We start from the raw sequence: 18,238 nt of genomic DNA, 5'->3' as shown, positions 1-18,238 counted from the left end.
GCAGGGAGACCGGCCGAAGCCTGGTAGTGGCAGGGCCACCCTTTCGGAGCCCGGCATTGGTACGTTCGCGTTCGTGAGCGACAACGAGTTGGGCAGGTTCCTGCGGGCTCGGCGGGAAGCGGTCGGCCCCGAGCAGGCCGGGCTGCCGGCCGGCCTTCGCCGCCGCACACCGGGGCTGCGGCGAGCCGAACTGGCGACGCTCGCCGGCATCAGCGTCGAGTACCTCACCCGGCTGGAGCAGGGCCGGGACCGCAACCCCTCCGCGCAGGTGCTGGGCGCGCTCGCCGACGCGCTGCAGCTGACCCTCCAGGAACGGCTGCTGCTGCGCCGTCTGACCAAGGAGGCGCACGACGGCGACCCGCTGGTGTGCGCCGCCGCCCCGCCGCTCAGCCGGACCGCGCGCCCCACCGTGCGGGCGGTGCTGGACCGCCTTGAGCCGGCCCCCGCCGCGGTGATCAACTGGGTCGGCGACGTCATCGCCCACACCAGCGGTCACGCCCGGCTCTTCGGGCCGCTCGGCGCCCTCGACGGCGAGCCCCCCAACCTGCTGCGCCACCTGTTCACCGACGAGCGGGCCCGCACGGCCTACCCCGACTGGGACCGGGTGGCCGACGAGACGGTCGCCCGGCTCCGGCACGAGGTGCCGCTGCGGGACCCCTATGTCGCCGATCTCGCCGAGGAGCTCACGATCACCGCCGGGGCGGAGTTCGCCGACCGGTTCGCCGACCTGTCCGCGGTGCCGCGCCGGGTGGGCTCACGCCGGGTCGCGCACCCCGAGGTGGGGCAGCTGAGGCTGCTGTACGAGACGCTCGCGCTGCCGGAGGACGGTCAGTGGGTGGTCGTCCACCTGCCCGCCGACGACGCCACGGCGGCGGCCCTGGACCGCCTGGCCGGCCGCCGCCCCGGCGCCCTGCGCGCGGTGGCCGACACGGGCTGAGACCTGCGGCCCTGGGCCCCCGCTGGTCAGTCCTCCAGCTCCCGCGCGTACGGCGGCTCCGCGCCCGCCCGTGAGCAGGTGACCGCCGCCGCCCGGGCCGCGAACCGCAGCAGCTCCTGCCAGCCGTCGGGGCCCAGGGCCGCCAGGGCGGCGGGGGAGAGGGCGTCGCGGGCGGCCAGCCCGTGCAGCAGGGCGGCGTTGACCGTGTCGCCCGCGCCGATCGTGTCCACCACGTCCACCGCCTCGCCGGGCACGGGGTGCACCCCGCCGTCCGCGGTGAACGCGGTCAGACCGTCGCCGCCGTGGGTGATCACCACGGCCGACGGGCCGGCGGCCAGCCACTCCTGCGGGGTACCGCCCAGCCACAGGGCGTCCTCCTCGGACAGCTTGAGCAGCGTCACCGAGGGCAGCCAGCTCTTGAAGCGGGCCCGGTAGGCGTCCGCGTCGGGGATCAGCCCCGGGCGGATGTTCGGGTCCAGGGCGGTGAACAGGCCCTGCGCCGCCGCCGTGCGCATCAGCTCCTCGTACGCGCTCGCGCCCGGCTCCAGCACCAGCGAGCAGGTGCCGAAGGACACCGCCCGGGTTCCGGCCGGCAGCGCCGACGGCGCAGAGAAGAGCCGGTCCGCGGTGCCCTCGACGTAGAAGGAGTACGCGGCCGAGCCGCCGGCGCCGATCGTGGCGACGGCCAGCGTGGTCGGCTCGGGGCCGCGCTGTACGGCCGTGACGTCCACCCCGGCGGCGCGCAGCCCGTCGAGCAGGGCCTCGCCGAACGCGTCGTGCGACACCCGGGAGCAGAAGGCGGTGGGGGAGCCCAGGCGCCCCAGGGCGACCGCCGTGTTGTACGGGCCGCCGCCGAGCGCCGGCCGGAGGGCGGCGAGGGCACCCGTGCCCTGCGGTACCAGGTCGATCAGTGCCTCACCGGCGACGACGATCATGCGACGGTTCCTTTCTGGGACGCTTTCGGACGGGCCGCTTCGGGGCGGGGCGCATCGGGGCCGGGCGCATCGGGGCGGAGCTCCGCGGAACCGGCCTCCGCGGAACCGGCCTCCGCGGAACCGGCCTCTCCGAAACCGGCCTCCGCAAAACCGGCCGCTTCGGGACCAGCCTCCTCCGGACACCCGCAGGAGGTGCGGTGGACGAACGAGCAGGGCAGCCGCACGGTCCGCGCCGGCCGCTCCGGCCGGGCGAGCCGCTCCAGCAGCACGCGGACGGCGGTGGCGCCCAGCTCCCTGCTGGGCTGGGCGATCGCCGTCAGCCGGGGGGAGAACAGGTCCGCCCAGGCGAAGTCGTCGAAGCAGCACAGCGCGATGTCCCCGGGCACGGCCAGGCCCCGGGAGCGCAGGGCGCGCAGCGCGCCGATGGTCATCGCGTTGTTGGCGCTGACCAGCGCGGTGGGCGCTGCGGCGAGCGACAGCAGGTCGGCGGTGGCCCGCTCGGCGCCGCCGGTCGCGGAGTCGCCGTGCACGACGAGCCGCTCGTCATAGGGCAGCGCCGCGGCCGCGAGCCCGTCCCGGTAGCCGCTGATCCGCTCCCTGGTGGTGCTCAGCCCGGGCAGCCCGGCGATCAGGCCGATGCGGCGGTGGCCGAGCCCGGCGAGATGGGTGACGAGCCGGGCGGTGGGCTCCGCGTTCTCGGCGCACACCTGGTCGAAGCGGGGCGCCGCGTCCGGCGGGGTGGGGACGGCGCGGTCGAGCAGGACGGTGGGGACGGCGTGCCGGGTCAGATAGGCGACCAGGTCGTCGGGGCGGGCGGACGGCGCGACGATCAGGCCGTCGACGCGGCGCTCGTGCAGCAGCTGCACGACCCGGCGCTCGTGCGCGGGGTCGTCGTGCGGGTCGGCGATGAGCAGGCTGTAGCCCTCCTGCAGGGCGGCCGCCTCGACGCCCTGGAGGATCTCGGTGAAGTAGGGGTTGCTGATCGCGGAGACCGCCAGGCCGATGGACCGGGTCCGGGAGGTCACCAGCGAGCGGGCCAGGGTGTTCGGGGTGTAGCCCAGCTCGTCGATGGCGTCCAGGACGGCCTGGCGGGTCTGCGGAAGGACCGGGCGGGTGCCGTTGAGCACGTGCGAGACGGTCGCGACGGACACGCCGGCCGAGCGGGCGACGTCGGCCATGGTGGGCATGCGGGCGCTCCCTTCCCGGGCTTTCGACTGTGGGCTCAGGCGGGGAAGCTATCTCATCCCGCGGCTGACGTAAACGCTTGCGTAAACGTTTACGTCCGGTCCGGCGCCAGGGAGCCGGTGAACACGGGGGTGATCAGGGGCGGTATCGTCACGCACGCACCACCGTCCGAACCCGTGGAGAACCTCATGTCCGGCAGCCCGGTACCCAGCCGCCGCACCCTGCTGAAGGGTGCCGCCGCCGTCCCCGCCGCCGGTCTCGGCCTCACCGCCTGCTCCGAGTCCGGGCCGGGCCGGCCCACCGGTCCGGTCGACGTGGGCGCCGAGAGCGAGGTCCCCCAGGGCGGCGCGAAGCTGGACCGCAAGCACAACGTGGTGGTCAGCCGGGACTCCGCCGGTTCGCTGAAGGCCTTCAGCACGATCTGCACGCACGCGCAGTGCCCCATCGCCAAGCTGGACGGCACGAAGCTGACCTGCACCTGCCATGGCAGCCAGTTCGACGCCACGACCGGTGAGGTGCTGCACGCCCCGGCGACGGAGCCGCTCAAGGAGCTGTCGGTCAAGGTCGAGAACGGCCGGATCGTCGCGAGCCCCTCGGCCTGAGACTCTCCGGGCGCCCCGCCCCGCGAGACCCTCCGGGGCTTCCCGCCCCGGGACCCTCCGGGCACCCCGCCCCAAGCCCCTCCGGGACACCCCGCCCCGCTCCTCCCGACGCCCCCGGGACACCCGCCCGGCGTTGTCCACAGCCGCGCCGCGCTGTCAGCGTGCGCCAGTAGGGTGTGAGACATGGCCGACCCCTCCAGCTACCGCCCCAGGCCGGGTGAGATCCCGGACTCCCCGGGGGTGTACAGGTTCCGTGACGAGCACCGCCGGGTGATCTACGTCGGAAAGGCGAAGAGCCTGCGCCAGCGCCTGGCGAACTACTTCCAGGACCTGGCGAACCTGCACCCCCGCACCCGCTCGATGGTGACCACGGCCGCGTCCGTGGAGTGGACGGTGGTGTCCACGGAGGTCGAGGCGCTGCAGCTGGAGTACTCCTGGATCAAGGAGTACGACCCCCGGTTCAACGTCAAGTACCGCGACGACAAGAGCTACCCCTACCTCGCGGTGACGATGAACGAGGAGTTCCCGCGCGTGCAGGTGATGCGCGGTCACAAGAAGAAGGGCGTCCGGTACTTCGGCCCGTACGCGCACGCGTGGGCCATCCGCGACACCGTCGACCTGCTGCTGCGCGTCTTCCCGGTGCGCACCTGCTCGGCCGGCGTGTTCAAGAACGCCTCCCGCACCGGCCGCCCCTGTCTGCTCGGCTACATCGGCAAGTGCTCCGCCCCCTGCGTCGGCCGGATCGCCCCCGAGGACCACCGGGAGCTGGCCGACGAGTTCTGCGACTTCATGGCCGGCCGCACCGGCACCTATCTGCGCCGCCTGGAGAAGCAGATGATGGAGGCGGCCGAGGAGATGGAGTACGAGCGGGCCGCCCGCCTGCGGGACGACATAGAGGCCCTGAAGAAGGCCATGGAGAAGAACGCGGTCGTGCTCGCGGACGCGACCGACGCCGACCTCATCGCCGTCGCCGAGGACGAGCTGGAGGCGGCCGTGCAGATCTTCCACGTGCGCGGCGGACGCGTGCGCGGCCAGCGCGGCTGGGTCACCGACAAGGTGGAGGAGATCACCACCGGCGCCCTCGTCGAGCACGCCCTGCAGCAGCTGTACGGCGAGGAGAGCGGGGACGCGGTACCCAAGGAGGTCCTCGTCCCGGCGCTGCCCGACCCGGTCGAGCCGGTGCAGGAGTGGCTCACCGGCCGCCGCGGGTCGAGCGTCTCGTTGCGCATCCCGCAGCGCGGTGACAAGAAGGCGCTGATGGAGACGGTGCAGCGCAACGCCCAGCAGGCGCTGGTGCTGCACAAGACCAAGCGCGCCTCCGACCTGACCACGCGCTCGCGCGCCCTGGAGGAGATCGCCGACGCCCTCGACCTGGACAGCGCCCCGCTGCGCATCGAGTGCTACGACATCTCACACCTGCAGGGGCAGGACGTCGTGGCCTCCATGGTCGTCTTCGAGGACGGACTCGCCCGCAAGAGCGAGTACCGCCGCTTCCAGATCAAGGGCTTCGAGGGGCAGGACGACGTCCGCTCCATGCACGAGGTGATCACCCGCCGCTTCAGGCGCTACCTCGCCGAGAAGGAGCGCACCGGCGAGTGGGTGGACGAGGACGGCGGCGTCGACGGCGCGGACGCGCGCAGCGGCCTGCCCGAGAGCCCCGACGGGGGCCCCGGCCTCAAGGACGACGACGGCCGGCCCAGGAAGTTCGCCTACCCGCCCCAGCTCGTCGTCGTGGACGGCGGACAGCCCCAGGTCGCCGCCGCCCAGAAGGCGCTCGACGAGCTCGGCATCGACGACGTCGCCGTGTGCGGCCTGGCCAAGCGCCTGGAGGAGGTCTGGCTGCCCGGCGACGACGACCCGGTGGTGCTGCCCCGCACCAGCGAGGGCCTCTACCTGCTCCAGCGCGTGCGGGACGAGGCGCACCGGTTCGCGATCACCTACCAGCGCTCCAAGCGGGCCAAGCGCTTCCGTTCCAGCCCCCTGGACGACGTGCCCGGCCTCGGCGACACGCGCAAGCAGGCACTGCTGAAGCACTTCGGGTCGTTGAAGAAACTGCGAGCCGCCACCATCGACCAGATCTGCGAGGTCCCCGGCATAGGCCGCAAGACGGCCGAGACGATCGCCGTGGCACTGGCCCAGGCGTCCCCGGCCGCACCGGCCGTGAACACGGCGACCGGAGAGATCATTGAGGATGAGGAACCCGGCACCATGGGTTCCGGCGGGGAACCCGTGACGACGGGCGCCCCGGACGAACGACGGGGGCAGGAGACATGACCGTGAACAAGCACGACGGGCAACAGGGTCAAGGCGGAGACGGAGCACACGTGAGTACGGGCACGAATGGCGAGACGCCCGGGGTCCCCGACGCGGCCATCCCCGAGCTGGTGATCATCTCCGGCATGTCCGGAGCGGGCCGCTCGACCGCGGCCAAGTGTCTGGAGGACCTCGGCTGGTTCGTCGTGGACAACCTGCCGCCCGCCCTGATCCCCACCATGGTGGAGCTCGGCGCGCGCTCGCAGGGCAACGTCGCCCGGATCGCGGTCGTCGTCGACGTACGCGGCCGGCGTTTCTTCGACAACCTCCGCGAGTCCCTCGCCGACCTCGACTCCAAGGGCGTCACCCGGCGGATCGTCTTCCTGGAGTCCTCCGACGAGGCCCTGGTGCGCCGCTTCGAGTCCGTGCGCCGCCCGCACCCGCTGCAGGGCGACGGCCGGATCGTCGACGGCATCGCCGCCGAGCGCGAACTGCTGCGCGAGCTGCGCGGCGACGCCGATCTGGTGATCGACACCTCCAGCCTCAACGTGCACGAGCTGCGCGCCAAGATGGACGCCCAGTTCGCCGGCGACGAGGAGCCCGAGCTGCGGGCGACCGTGATGTCCTTCGGCTTCAAGTACGGCCTGCCGGTCGACGCCGACCTGGTCGTGGACATGCGGTTCCTGCCCAACCCGCACTGGGTGCCCGAGCTGCGCCCGTACACCGGGCTCAACGAGGAGGTCGCCGGCTACGTCTTCAACCAGCCCGGCGCCAAGGAGTTCCTGGACCGGTACACCGAGCTGCTTCAGCTGGTCGCCGCGGGCTACCGGCGTGAGGGCAAGCGCTATGTGACCATCGCGGTCGGCTGCACCGGCGGCAAGCACCGCTCGGTGGCCATGTCGGAGAAGCTCGCCGCGCGGCTCGCCGCCGAGGGTGTGGAGACGGTGGTCGTGCACCGGGACATGGGACGGGAATGACGCGACGTACTCCGCGGCTGAGCCGGCTGCGCCGGGTCATGCCCGAAGGGCGGGCGAGCCGGCCCGCCGAGGCCCGGGGCGCCAGGCCGCGCCGCCGGGGCACCCAGCCCAAGGTCGTCGCCCTGGGCGGCGGCATGGGCCTGTCCGCCTCGCTCGCCGCGCTGCGCCGGATCACCGGCGACCTCACCGCCGTCGTCACCGTCGCCGACGACGGCGGCTCCAGCGGGCGCCTGCGCGACGAACTGGGGGTGCTGCCGCCCGGCGACCTGCGCAAGGCGCTGGCCGCGCTGTGCGGGGACGACGACTGGGGCCAGACCTGGGCCCGGGTCATCCAGCACCGCTTCCACTCCCAGGGCGACCTGCACGACCACGCGGTCGGCAACCTGCTGATCGTCGCCCTGTGGGAACAGCTCGGCGACCACGTCAAGGCGCTCGACCTGGTCGGCAGGCTGCTCGGCGCGCACGGACGCGTGCTGCCCATGTCGGCCGTGCCGCTGGAGCTGCAGGCGCTGGTCAAGGGGCACGACCCGGAGCGCCCCGAGGACGTGGACACCGTGCGCGGGCAGGCCACCGTGGCCCTCACCCCCGGCGATGTGCAGTCGGTGCACCTGGTGCCGCACGACCCGCCGGCCGTGCCCGAGGCAGTGGAGGCGGTCCTGGACGCGGACTGGGTGGTCCTGGGTCCCGGCTCGTGGTTCTCCTCGGTGATCCCGCACCTGCTCGTGCCCGAGCTGCTGGACGCGCTCACCCAGACCAAGGCACGCCGGGTGCTGTCGCTGAACCTCGCTCCGCAGCCCGGGGAAACCGAAGGCTTCTCCCCGCAGCGTCATTTGGAGGTTTTGGGGCGACACGCCCCTAAACTCGCCCTCGACGTGGTGCTGGCCGACGAGGCCGCCGTGCCCGACCGCGACTCGCTCACCGAGGCCGCCAAGCGGCTGGGTGCCGCGGTCGAGCTGGCGCCGGTCGCGCGGACGGACGGAACTCCCCGGCACGACCCCGAGCTGCTGGCCGCCGCGTACGACCGTATTTTTCGGATGCATGGAAGGATCGGCCCATGGCGATGACGGCAGCGGTGAAGGACGAGATCTCCCGGCTCCCCGTCACCCGGACCTGCTGCAGGAAGGCGGAGGTCTCCGCCATTCTGCGGTTCGCCGGCGGCCTCCACCTGGTGAGCGGGCGCATTGTGATCGAGGCGGAGCTGGACACCGCGATGGCGGCCCGCCGCCTCAAGCGGGACATCCTGGAGATCTTCGGCCACAGCTCGGAGCTGATCGTGATGGCTCCGGGCGGACTGCGCCGCGGCTCGCGCTACGTGGTGCGGGTCGTCGCGGGCGGTGACCAGCTGGCCCGCCAGACCGGTCTGGTGGACGGCCGGGGCCGCCCGATCCGCGGCCTGCCCCCGCAGGTGGTCTCCGGGGCCACCTGCGACGCGGAGGCGGCCTGGCGCGGGGCCTTCCTCGCGCACGGCTCGCTCACCGAGCCCGGTCGCTCCTCCTCCCTTGAGGTGACCTGCCCGGGCCCCGAGGCCGCGCTCGCGCTGGTCGGGGCCGCGCGCCGGCTGTCGATCGCCGCCAAGGCCCGCGAGGTGCGCGGAGTGGACCGGGTCGTGGTCCGCGACGGCGACGCCATCGGCGCGCTGCTGACCCGGCTCGGCGCGCACGAGTCGGTGCTGGCCTGGGAGGAGCGCCGGATGCGCCGCGAGGTGCGCGCCACGGCGAACCGGCTGGCCAACTTCGACGACGCCAACCTGCGCCGCTCCGCCCGCGCGGCCGTCGCGGCCGGGGCCCGGGTGCAGCGCGCCCTCGAAATCCTTGGCGAGGACGTGCCCGAGCACCTGGCGGCCGCCGGCCGGCTGCGCATGGAGCACAAGCAGGCGTCCCTGGAGGAGCTGGGCGCGCTCGCCGACCCGCCGCTGACCAAGGACGCGGTGGCGGGCCGTATCCGCCGGCTGCTCGCCATGGCCGACAAGCGCGCCGCCGACCTCGGCATTCCGGGCACGGAGGCGAACCTCAGCGAGGAGCTGGCCGACAACCTGGCCGGCTGACGAAACCTCACCAGCGCCGGTGGCTTGGGCCGTTCAGGTCCAAGCCACCGGCGTTTCCGTGTCCTTGAGGCGCTCTTGACTCGATCATGCAGTGACATGAGCCTGGCAACCATTCGTCGCTGTGGCGAACCACTGCTAGGGGGGTTCATGAGACCCAGAGCGAGATCGATCCTCGCTGTCGGCGCGCTCCTGCTCGGCGGAGCGAGCCTCGCACCCATCGCCCAGGCACAACCGTCACCCGGTCACGACACCGACGAGATCAAGGTCTTCCGCGCCGACGTCACCAAGGAGCAGGTACCCCTGCTGCTGGCCGCCGGACAGGACGCCCACGAACTCGGCGCACGAACCCCGGAGAGGGGCAGGGCCGCCGTCGAGGTCTACCTCACCGACGAGCAGGCCGCGAAGCTGCGCGAGAAGGGCGTCGCCCTCACCGAGCGCACCCTGTCCGCCCGTGCCGAGCAACGCGTCGAGAACGCCGCCCAGGGCGTCTTCCGGCCGTACAGCGGGGCCGGCGGCCTGAAGGAGGAGATCGTCAGGACCGGGCAGCAGCACCCCGGCCTGACCAAGGTGGTCTCCATCGGCAAGACGATCAACGGCCAGGACATCCTCGCGCTCAAGCTCACCAAGAACGCCAAGAGGACACGGGACGGCGCCAAGCCCGCCGTGCTGTACATGTCCAACCAGCACGCGCGCGAGTGGATCACGCCCGAGATGACGCGCCGGCTGCTCCACCACTACCTGGACCACTACACCACCGACCGGCGTATCAAGAAGATCGTCGACTCCACCGAGCTGTGGTTCGTGCTCTCGGCCAACCCGGACGGCTACGACTACACCTTCAAGGACGCGAGCACGCGCCTGTGGCGCAAGAACCTGCGGGACGTCAACGGCGACGGCGTCATCTCCACCGGCGACGGCGTCGACCTCAACCGCAACTTCGCCTACAAGTGGGGCTACGACGACGAGGGTTCGTCCCCGAACCCCACCAGCCAGACCTACCGCGGCGCCGCCCCGGCCTCCGAGCCCGAGACCCGGGCCCTGGACGCCTTCGAGAAGCGCGTCGGCTTCCGGTACGCCATCAACTACCACTCCGCCGCCGAGCTCCTCCTCTACGGCGTCGGCTGGCAGGTCGCCACCCCGACCCCGGACGACGTGCTGTACAAGGCGCTCGCGGGCACGCCGGACAACTCCGCGATCCCCGGCTACCACCCGCAGGTCTCCTCCGAGCTGTACACCACCAACGGCGAGGCGGACGGGCACGCCGGAAACGTCAACGGCGTCGCCATGTTCACCCCGGAGATGTCGACCTGCCAGACCGCGTCGAACGCCGATCCGGACGACGCCTGGAACGCGGCCGACTGCCGCTCGGTCTTCACCTTCCCCGACGACGAGAAGCTGATCCAGCAGGAGTTCGCCAAGAACGTCCCCTTCGCGCTGTCCGTCGCCGAGACGGCGGCCCACCCCGACCGGCCGTCGTCCTCGGTCGGCCTGAGCGCCGCCGACTTCACCCCGGCGCCGTTCACCACGTCCTACTCCCGGGGCGCGGAACAGGAGGTCTCGGTCGTCGTACGCAAGGCCGTGCGGGACAAGGAGCTGAAGTACCGCGTCAACGGCGGCCGGACGCACGACAGGGCGCTGCGGCCCTGGAAGGGCGGTGAGCGCTACGGCGGCGCCGACAACCTGTACTTCGACGAGTACCGGGCCAAGGTCGAGGACGGCGACCCGGGGGATCGCGTCGAGGTGTGGTTCACCGGCGAGAGCCCGAGCGGCCGGCGGATCTCCAGCGAGCACTTCACCTACACCGTCGCCGAGCGGCCCCGCGCCGACACCCTCGTGGTCGCCGAGGAGGGCGCCAAGGCCGTCCAGGCGCAGACGTACGCCGACGCGCTGAAGGCCACCGGGCACCGGGCCGTCGTCTGGGACGTGGCCACGCAGGGTGTGCCCGACGCGCTCGGTGTGCTGAAGCACTTCCGGACGGTCGTCCACTACACGGGCGCCTCCGTCCCCGGCAACGCCACCCAGCTCCAGCTGCGCGCCTACCTCAACGAGGGCGGCAAGCTGATCGAGGCGGGGGAACAGGCCGGCGGCAGCGTCGACCTGGGCGGCGGCACCCTGTCCGACGACTTCAGCCAGTACTACCTGGGCGCGTACTCGCGTACGTCGACCCCGGGCGCCACCGGGTTCACCGGCTCCGGCGCGCTGGACGGCTTCTCCGGCGGCCTTGCCGCGGCGCCCGGCAACGCGCTGGACAAGGCGGGCACGTACGGCGTGACCTCCGAGGAGCTGCCCGCCGACAGCCATCCCCAGTTCGCGAGCGCCGGGGCGGGCCAGTTCGCCGGGACGGTGAACCCGTACGGGCCGTACGCGGGCGCGTCGATGGCGGCGGCCGTGCACACCGACGACGCCTACAAGCGGCTCACCCGCACCATCGACCTCACCGGTGTGACCGCCGCCGACCAGCCGGCCCTGCGCATGCGGCTGCTGTGGGACACCGAGCCGGGCTACGACCACGCGCTGGTCGAGGCGCACGGCGTGGGCGCCGAGGACTGGACGACGCTGCCCGAGGCGGGCGGCGCGACCAGCACGAAGGTGCCCGAGGAGTGCGGGGGCGGCTTCTACGTCGGTGAGCACCCCTGGCTCACGCACTATCTGACCCTGACGGCGAACGGCTGCACCGCGACCGGCACCTCCGGCAGCTGGAACAGCCTCACCGGCGCCTCCAGCGGCTGGCAGCAGGTGAGCTTCGACCTGAGCGCCTACGCGGGCCGCAGCGTCGAGGTCTCGCTCAGCTATGTCACCGACCCCGGCACCGGCGGGCACGGCGTGCTCGCCGACGACGTCCAGCTCGTCGCCGGGGGCAGCGCGCGGGAGACCGAGGGGTTCGAGACGTCCCTGGGCACCTGGAAGGCCGCCGGTCCGCCGGCGGGCAGCCCGGCCGTCCTGAAGGACTGGACCCGCACCGGAACGCTGTTCCGCACCTACGGGGCGGTCACCACCGAGGACACCGTGCTGCTGGGCTTCGGGCTGGAGCACCTGCCGTCCGCGGCCGACCGCACGGCACTGCTCGGCAGGGCGCTCGCCGCGCTCGGCAGATGACGTTCCGCCGCGCTCACAGGGGACGTTTCGGGTGGGTGACGCAGGCAACGTTGACAGATGTCGCCCACCTTGTTCCACAGGTGAGCGCGGCCCCTCTCAGGGGTGCACGAAAAGGGCCCGCATCAGGTGAGCCGACGCGCTCACGAACGAGTGACAACGGCGTCAATAAGGGTAGGCATTTCGTAGTAAACCCGGGCGTTTCCATCGCCGATCCACGTGGTCCGTACCCCTACCAGTGGGTACGGACCGCCTGCCCGCGTATGTGACATCTCGATGTCACTCCGGGGGCCTCGGAGAGGTAGGGTCGGGGGTGGTCGGGGACATCCCAAACAGAGCTCGCCGGCTCCGCATGGCCGGCGTACCCAACGAGGAGATCGGTTCGTGACGATCCGCGTAGGCATCAACGGGTTTGGCCGCATCGGTCGTAACTACTTCCGCGCGCTGCTTGAGCAGGGCGCCGACATCGAGATCGTGGCTGTCAACGACCTGGGTGACACCGCGACCACCGCACACCTGCTCAAGTACGACACCATCCTCGGCCGCCTCAAGCAGGAGGTCTCGCACACCGAGGACACCATCACCGTCGACGGCAAGACCATCAAGGTCCTGTCCGAGCGCAACCCCGCCGACATCCCGTGGGGCGAGCTGGGTGTCGACATCGTCATCGAGTCGACCGGCATCTTCACCAAGAAGGAAGACGCCGAGAAGCACATCGCGGGTGGCGCCAAGAAGGTCATCATCTCCGCCCCGGCGAAGAACGAGGACGTCACCATCGTCATGGGTGTCAACCAGGACACCTACGACGCGGCCAACCACAACGTCATCTCCAACGCCTCCTGCACCACCAACTGTGTGGCGCCGATGGCCAAGGTCCTCGACGAGAACTTCGGCATCGTCAAGGGCCTGATGACGACGGTGCACGCGTACACGAACGACCAGCGCATCCTGGACTTCCCGCACAAGGACCTGCGCCGCGCCCGTGCCGCCGCCGAGAACATCATCCCCACCACCACCGGCGCCGCCAAGGCCACCGCCCTGGTGCTGCCGCAGCTCAAGGGCAAGCTGGACGGCATGGCCATGCGCGTCCCGGTCCCGACCGGCTCGGTCACCGACCTGGTCGTCGAGCTGTCCCGCGAGGTCACCAAGGAAGAGGTCAACGCCGCCTTCCAGAAGGCCGCCGAGGGCGAGCTCAAGGGCATCCTGGAGTACACCGAGGACCCGATCGTCTCCTCCGACATCGTCAACGCCCCGGCGTCCTGCACCTTCGACTCCTCCCTGACCATGGTCCAGGAGGGCAAGAACGTGAAGGTCATCGGCTGGTACGACAACGAGTGGGGCTACTCCAACCGCCTCGTCGACCTCACGGTCTTCGTCGGCAACCAGCTCTGACAAGCCTCCCGTAGGCATCTCGATGCGACAGCAGGGCTCGGCCGGTGCGCACCGTCGCGCACCGGCCGGGCCCTGACGCACGTACAGGACCGGTCCCTTTACGATCACGGAGCACCACGAGCCCTCCTCAGGAGAGTCCCCAGCAATGAAGACGATCGACGAACTTCTCGCCGACGGCGTGAGCGGCAAGCGGGTCTTCGTCCGCGCCGACCTCAACGTGCCGCTCGACGGCACGACCATCACCGACGACGGCCGCATCCGCGCCGTGCTGCCCACCGTCAAGGCCCTCGCCGAGGCGGGCGCCAAGGTGGTCGTCGCATCCCACCTCGGCCGCCCCAAGGGCGCCCCGGACCCCGCCTTCTCCCTCGCCCCGGCCGCCGCGCGCCTCGGCGAGCTCCTCGGCAGCGAGGTCGCCTTCGCGACCGACACCGTCGGCGACTCCGCCCGGGCCACCGTCGCGGGCCTGACCGACGGCCAGGTCGCCGTCATCGAGAACCTGCGCTTCAACGCCGGTGAGACGTCCAAGGACGACGCCGAGCGCGCCGCCTTCGCCGACCAGCTCGCCGCGCTCGCCGACGTCTACGTCGGCGACGGCTTCGGCGCCGTGCATCGTAAGCACGCCTCCGTCTTCGACCTGCCGAAGAAGCTCCCGCACTACGCCGGCTACCTCATCGCCACCGAGGTCGGCGTCCTGAAGAAGCTCACCGAGGACGTCCAGCGGCCCTACGTCGTCGCGCTCGGCGGCGCCAAGGTCTCCGACAAGCTCGCCGTCATCGACCAGCTCCTCGGCAAGGCCGACCGCCTCCTCATCGGCGGCGGCATGGCGTACACCTTCCTCAAGGCCAAGGGCTACGAGGTCGGCATCTCCCTGCTCCAGGAGGACCAGATCCCGGTCGTCAAGGAGTACATGGAGCGCGCCGAGAAGAGCGGCGTCGAGCTGGTCCTGCCGGTCGACGTGCTGGTCTCCACCGAGTTCCCGGACCTGAAGACCAAGGCCCCGGCGACGTACACCACCGTCGACGCCGACGCCATCCCGGCCGACCAGGAGGGCCTGGACATCGGCCCGAAGACCCGGGAGCTGTACGCCTCGAAGCTCGCCGACGCCGCGACCGTCTTCTGGAACGGTCCCATGGGCGTCTTCGAGCACCCCGACTACGCCGGAGGCACCCGGGCCGTCGCCCAGGCGCTCGTCGAGTCCAAGGGCTTCACCGTCGTCGGCGGCGGTGACTCCGCCGCCGCCGTGCGCACCCTCGGCTTCGACGAGAACGCCTTCGGCCACATCTCGACCGGCGGCGGCGCCTCCCTCGAATACCTTGAGGGCAAGACGCTCCCCGGCCTCGCCGCACTGGAGGACTGACCCCGCATGACCACTCGCACGCCGCTGATGGCGGGCAACTGGAAGATGAACCTCAACCACCTTGAGGCCATCGCGCACGTCCAGAAGCTCGCCTTCGCCCTGGCCGACAAGGACTACGAGGCCGTCGAGGTCGCCGTCCTGCCGCCCTTCACCGACCTGCGCTCCGTGCAGACCCTGGTCGACGGCGACAAGCTGAAGATCAAGTACGGCGCCCAGGACATCTCGGCGCACGACTCCGGCGCCTACACCGGTGAGATCTCCGGCCCGATGCTGGCCAAGCTGAAGTGCACGTACGTGGCCATCGGCCACTCCGAGCGCCGCCAGTACCACGCCGAGACCGACGAGATCGTCAACACCAAGGTCAAGGCCGCCTTCAAGCACGGCCTGACCCCGATCCTGTGCGTCGGCGAGGAACTGGACGTCCGCGAGGCGGGCAACCACGTCTCCCACACCCTCAGCCAGGTCGAGGGCGGTCTGAAGGACGTCCCGGCCGAGCAGGCCGAGACCATCGTGATCGCCTACGAGCCCGTGTGGGCCATCGGCACCGGCAAGGTGTGCGGCGCCGAGGACGCCCAGGAGGTCTGCGCCGCGATCCGCGCCAAGCTCGCCGAGCTGTACTCCCAGGAGCTGGCCGACAAGGTCCGCATCCAGTACGGCGGCTCCGTGAAGGCCGGCAACGTCGCCGAGATCATGGCCCAGGCCGACATCGACGGCGCCCTGGTCGGCGGCGCCTCGCTGGATGCCGACGAGTTCGTCAAGATCGTGCGCTTCCGCGATCAGTGAGGCGAGCTGTGAGTATGCGGTGACGGCGTTTCGTCGTACCCTTGCGGGGGCCGGTGGATGTCCGCCGGCCCCCGTCGTCCATCCGATACCGAGGAAGTTGGTCCAGCCGTGGTTCTGGGGTTCTCGATCGCCCTGATCGTCTTCAGCCTGTTGCTGATGCTGCTGGTGCTGATGCACAAGGGCAAGGGCGGCGGCCTCTCCGACATGTTCGGCGGCGGCGTGCAGTCCTCCGTCGGCGGCTCCTCGGTCGCCGAGCGCAACCTGGACCGCATCACCGTGGTGATCGGTCTGCTGTGGCTCGCGTGCATCATCGTGCTCGGCATCCTGATGAAGACCAACAGCTGAAGTCGAAAAGCCGAAGCCGAAAAGCCGACGACGCAGATCAGGCACATCCCGCACATTCCGCTACGTAAGGCCCCATGGTCGGTGCGCGCCCCGGAGCGCGGCCTATCATGGGGCTTGCGTCTATGGGCGGGGGCTGTAACTCCCATCACTGGACGCGCGTTGGGCCTTACGTAGACTGAGGCGCTCGCGGCGAAGCGAAACGCCGACTCGCTTCGCGGCACCATCACGCAGGGAGTTACGACCGTGGCAAGTGGCAACGCGATCCGAGGAAGCCGGGTCGGGGCTGGGCCGATGGGCGAGGCCGAGCGCGGCGAGTCCGCGCCCCGGCTGCGCATCTCCTTCTGGTGTTCCAACGGGCACGAGACGCAGCCGAGCTTCGCCAGCGACGCGCAGGTGCCCGACACCTGGGACTGCCCGCGCTGCGGCTTCCCGGCCGGACAGGACCGGGACAACCCGCCGGACCCGCCGCGCACCGAGCCGTACAAGACGCACCTGGCGTACGTACGGGAGCGGCGCAGCGACGCGGACGGCGAGGCCATCCTCGCCGAGGCGCTCGCCAAACTGCGGGGCGAGATCTAGAACTTGACGACCGGCCGGGCACCCAAGGGCGCCTGGCCGGCGGCGTTTCGCCCCCCGGCGGAACCGGCGCCTGTGCTGAGGCCGGTGGCTCTGTCACCGCGCCCGCGCGGGGCTGGGGCCCTGTCACCCGGACCCGCACCCTCGGCCACGGACCGTTGTCAGTGGTGCCCTCTACCGTTCTACGCGTCGGTGTGGACCGGGAGGGGGAGCCGTGACAGGGGTCGAGGCGAAGGGTGCGGTGGCGCCCGCGTGGCGTGGGGGATTCGGGCGGTTGTGGGGCGCCGCCGTGCTCTCCAGCTTCGGTGACTCCGTGCGGACGGCCGCGCTGCCGCTGCTCGCCGTGACGCTCACCGACCGGCCGCTGCTCATCGCCGCGGTCACGGCCTGCGGTTATCTGCCCTGGCTGGTCTTCGGACTGCTCGGCGGCGCCGTCGCCGACCGGGTGGACCAGCGGCGCGCGATGTGGACGGTGGACGCGGCACGGGGCCTGCTGCTCGCCTGCTTCGCCGTCGCCGTGGCCCAGGGCCACGCCTCCATCGCCCTGCTGATCGCCCTGGCCTTCACCCTCACCACCCTGCAGACCCTGTTCGACAACGCCGCCACCGCCCTGCTGCCCGCACTCGTGCCCGGTGAGGCCCTGGGCAGCGCCAACGCCCGCCTGATGACGGGCCAGCGCATCGCGGGCGGCCTGCTCGGCACCCCCGTCGCACCGCTGCTCCTCGCGGCCGGCGCCGCCGTCCCGTTCGCCGCCGACGCCGTCACCTTCCTGCTGGCCGCCGCGCTCGTCGCCTCCCTGCGCACGCCCGCCCCCGAGCGCGAGGCACGGCCGACGGGCAGCACCCTGCGCCGGGAGATCGCCCAGGGGCTGGGCACCCTGTGGCGGGACCGGACCCTGCGCGGACTGTGCACCGCCACCGCGCTGTGCAACATCGGCATGGGCGCCCTCATCGCCACCCTGGTCGTCATCGTCACCGACTGGCTGCACGCGGGCAGCGCGGGCTACGCGGCAGCGGGCGCCGCCTACACGGTCGGCAACCTCCTCGGCGGCGCCGCCAACGGGCGGCTGGTCGCCCGCCTGGGGCAGGTGCGCGCCGTGCTGCTCGCCGGGGCCGTGCAGACCGGCGCGCTGCTCGTGATGGGCACGGCGCGCAGCCTGGCCGCCCTGGTGGCGGCGATGGCCGTGTTCGGGTTCATGGGCATGGTGTGGAACGTCAGCACCACCACGCTGATGCAACAGCGCAGCCCCGCCGGGATGCTGGGCCGGGTCAGCTCCGCGTACCGCACCCTGGCCGTCGCCGGTGCGCCCCTCGGCGCGTTGCTCGGCGGCGCCGTCGCCACCGCCTGGGGGCCGAACACGCCCGCACTGCTCGCCGCCGGGTTCTTCCTGCCGGCCGTCGCCGCGCTGATACCCGCGCGCCGCATGGACGTACCCGTTGTCACGCCGGACGACGGCGCCACGACGGTTCGCGCCGCACGGTGATCGAATAGGTTGGAACCGCTGGGACAGGCACGAAAGAAGGCTGAAGTCGGACATGAACGCAGACGCCCGCACGAGGCTCCACCAGACGCCGGAATGGGCCGCGCTCGCCAAGCACCGGGAAGAGCTGGCCGACACGCATCTCAGGGAACTGTTCGCCGCCGATCCCGAGCGCGGCACCGGATACACCCTTCAGGTCGGTGACCTGCACATCGACTACTCCAAGCACCTCGTCACGGACGAGACCCTGCGGCTGCTGCGGGAGTTGGCCGCGGCGAC

General features: G+C 71.8%; 15 protein-coding genes and 1 pseudogene. 14 read left to right on the top strand and 2 right to left on the bottom strand.

Annotated features, from left to right (window positions below; translation table 11 throughout):
• The first annotated feature begins 73 nt into the window (after nucleotides 1–73).
• Complete coding sequence (locus C3489_RS15825; RefSeq protein WP_103782462.1) at nucleotides 74–937, top strand: helix-turn-helix domain-containing protein; 864 nt, start codon at nucleotides 74–76, stop codon at nucleotides 935–937.
• 26 nt (nucleotides 938–963) lie between these two features.
• Here C3489_RS15825 and C3489_RS15820 read toward each other — a convergent pair whose 3' ends face one another.
• Nucleotides 964–1,872 (bottom strand): carbohydrate kinase, encoded by a 909-nt coding sequence (locus C3489_RS15820; RefSeq protein WP_103782461.1) that lies wholly within the window; start codon nucleotides 1,870–1,872, stop codon nucleotides 964–966.
• Nucleotides 1,869–3,059: a LacI family DNA-binding transcriptional regulator gene (locus C3489_RS15815; protein ID WP_146075322.1), complete on the bottom strand. Its 1,191-nt coding sequence runs from the start codon at nucleotides 3,057–3,059 to the stop codon at nucleotides 1,869–1,871. The genes C3489_RS15820 and C3489_RS15815 overlap by 4 nt, the downstream gene beginning before the upstream one ends.
• A 186-nt stretch (nucleotides 3,060–3,245) precedes the next feature.
• Between C3489_RS15815 and C3489_RS15810 the strand changes: the two genes are divergently transcribed.
• From C3489_RS15810 to C3489_RS15745, 13 genes and pseudogenes are all read left to right on the top strand, one after another.
• Entirely contained in the window at nucleotides 3,246–3,659 is a 414-nt protein-coding gene (locus tag C3489_RS15810; RefSeq protein ID WP_103782528.1) for a Rieske (2Fe-2S) protein, read from the top strand.
• A 183-nt stretch (nucleotides 3,660–3,842) separates the two neighbouring features.
• Nucleotides 3,843–5,933, top strand: a complete 2,091-nt coding sequence (gene uvrC / locus C3489_RS15800) for an excinuclease ABC subunit UvrC (protein ID WP_103782460.1) — start codon at nucleotides 3,843–3,845, stop codon at nucleotides 5,931–5,933.
• Nucleotides 5,930–6,889, top strand: a complete 960-nt coding sequence (gene rapZ / locus C3489_RS15795; protein WP_103782459.1) for an RNase adapter RapZ — start codon at nucleotides 5,930–5,932, stop codon at nucleotides 6,887–6,889. Before uvrC ends, rapZ begins: the two co-directional genes overlap by 4 nt.
• Nucleotides 6,886–7,953 (top strand): uridine diphosphate-N-acetylglucosamine-binding protein YvcK, encoded by a 1,068-nt coding sequence (yvcK, locus tag C3489_RS15790; RefSeq protein WP_103782458.1) that lies wholly within the window; start codon nucleotides 6,886–6,888, stop codon nucleotides 7,951–7,953. Before rapZ ends, yvcK begins: the two co-directional genes overlap by 4 nt.
• Nucleotides 7,944–8,933, top strand: coding sequence for a DNA-binding protein WhiA (gene whiA, locus C3489_RS15785; RefSeq protein WP_103782457.1), 990 nt, complete (start codon nucleotides 7,944–7,946; stop codon nucleotides 8,931–8,933). Before yvcK ends, whiA begins: the two co-directional genes overlap by 10 nt.
• A gap of 147 nt (nucleotides 8,934–9,080) precedes the next feature.
• The gene (locus C3489_RS15780) at nucleotides 9,081–12,029 is read left to right on the top strand and encodes a M14 family metallopeptidase (RefSeq protein WP_103782456.1); all 2,949 of its coding nucleotides are present in this window, start codon (nucleotides 9,081–9,083) and stop codon (nucleotides 12,027–12,029) included.
• A 381-nt stretch (nucleotides 12,030–12,410) separates the two neighbouring features.
• Nucleotides 12,411–13,418 carry a type I glyceraldehyde-3-phosphate dehydrogenase gene (gap, locus tag C3489_RS15775; protein WP_103782455.1) on the top strand — a complete coding sequence of 336 codons (1,008 nt, stop codon included), beginning with the start codon at nucleotides 12,411–12,413 and terminating at the stop codon, nucleotides 13,416–13,418.
• 145 nt (nucleotides 13,419–13,563) lie between these two features.
• A complete protein-coding gene (locus tag C3489_RS15770; RefSeq protein ID WP_103782454.1) occupies nucleotides 13,564–14,775 on the top strand; it encodes a phosphoglycerate kinase in 1,212 nt (403 codons plus the stop codon).
• A gap of 6 nt (nucleotides 14,776–14,781) precedes the next feature.
• Nucleotides 14,782–15,558 (top strand): triose-phosphate isomerase, encoded by a 777-nt coding sequence (gene tpiA / locus C3489_RS15765; RefSeq protein WP_103782453.1) that lies wholly within the window; start codon nucleotides 14,782–14,784, stop codon nucleotides 15,556–15,558.
• Between the two features lie 114 nt (nucleotides 15,559–15,672).
• Entirely contained in the window at nucleotides 15,673–15,903 is a 231-nt protein-coding gene (gene secG, locus C3489_RS15760; RefSeq protein WP_181139691.1) for a preprotein translocase subunit SecG, read from the top strand.
• A 243-nt stretch (nucleotides 15,904–16,146) separates the two neighbouring features.
• On the top strand, nucleotides 16,147–16,482 hold the full coding sequence (locus C3489_RS15755; protein ID WP_003957010.1) for an RNA polymerase-binding protein RbpA: 336 nt from the start codon (nucleotides 16,147–16,149) through the stop codon (nucleotides 16,480–16,482).
• A 211-nt stretch (nucleotides 16,483–16,693) separates the two neighbouring features.
• Complete coding sequence (locus tag C3489_RS15750) at nucleotides 16,694–17,962, top strand: MFS transporter (protein WP_103782451.1); 1,269 nt, start codon at nucleotides 16,694–16,696, stop codon at nucleotides 17,960–17,962.
• Between the two features lie 52 nt (nucleotides 17,963–18,014).
• Nucleotides 18,015–18,238 (top strand): annotated as a pseudogene (locus C3489_RS15745) (glucose-6-phosphate isomerase); the annotation flags it as partial.

It is taken from the genome of Streptomyces sp. Ru71 (assembly GCF_002920535.1).
Classification (GTDB): domain Bacteria; phylum Actinomycetota; class Actinomycetes; order Streptomycetales; family Streptomycetaceae; genus Streptomyces.
The sequence above is the reverse complement of the archived record's forward strand: the minus strand, read 5'-3'. Positions and strand labels throughout refer to the sequence as shown.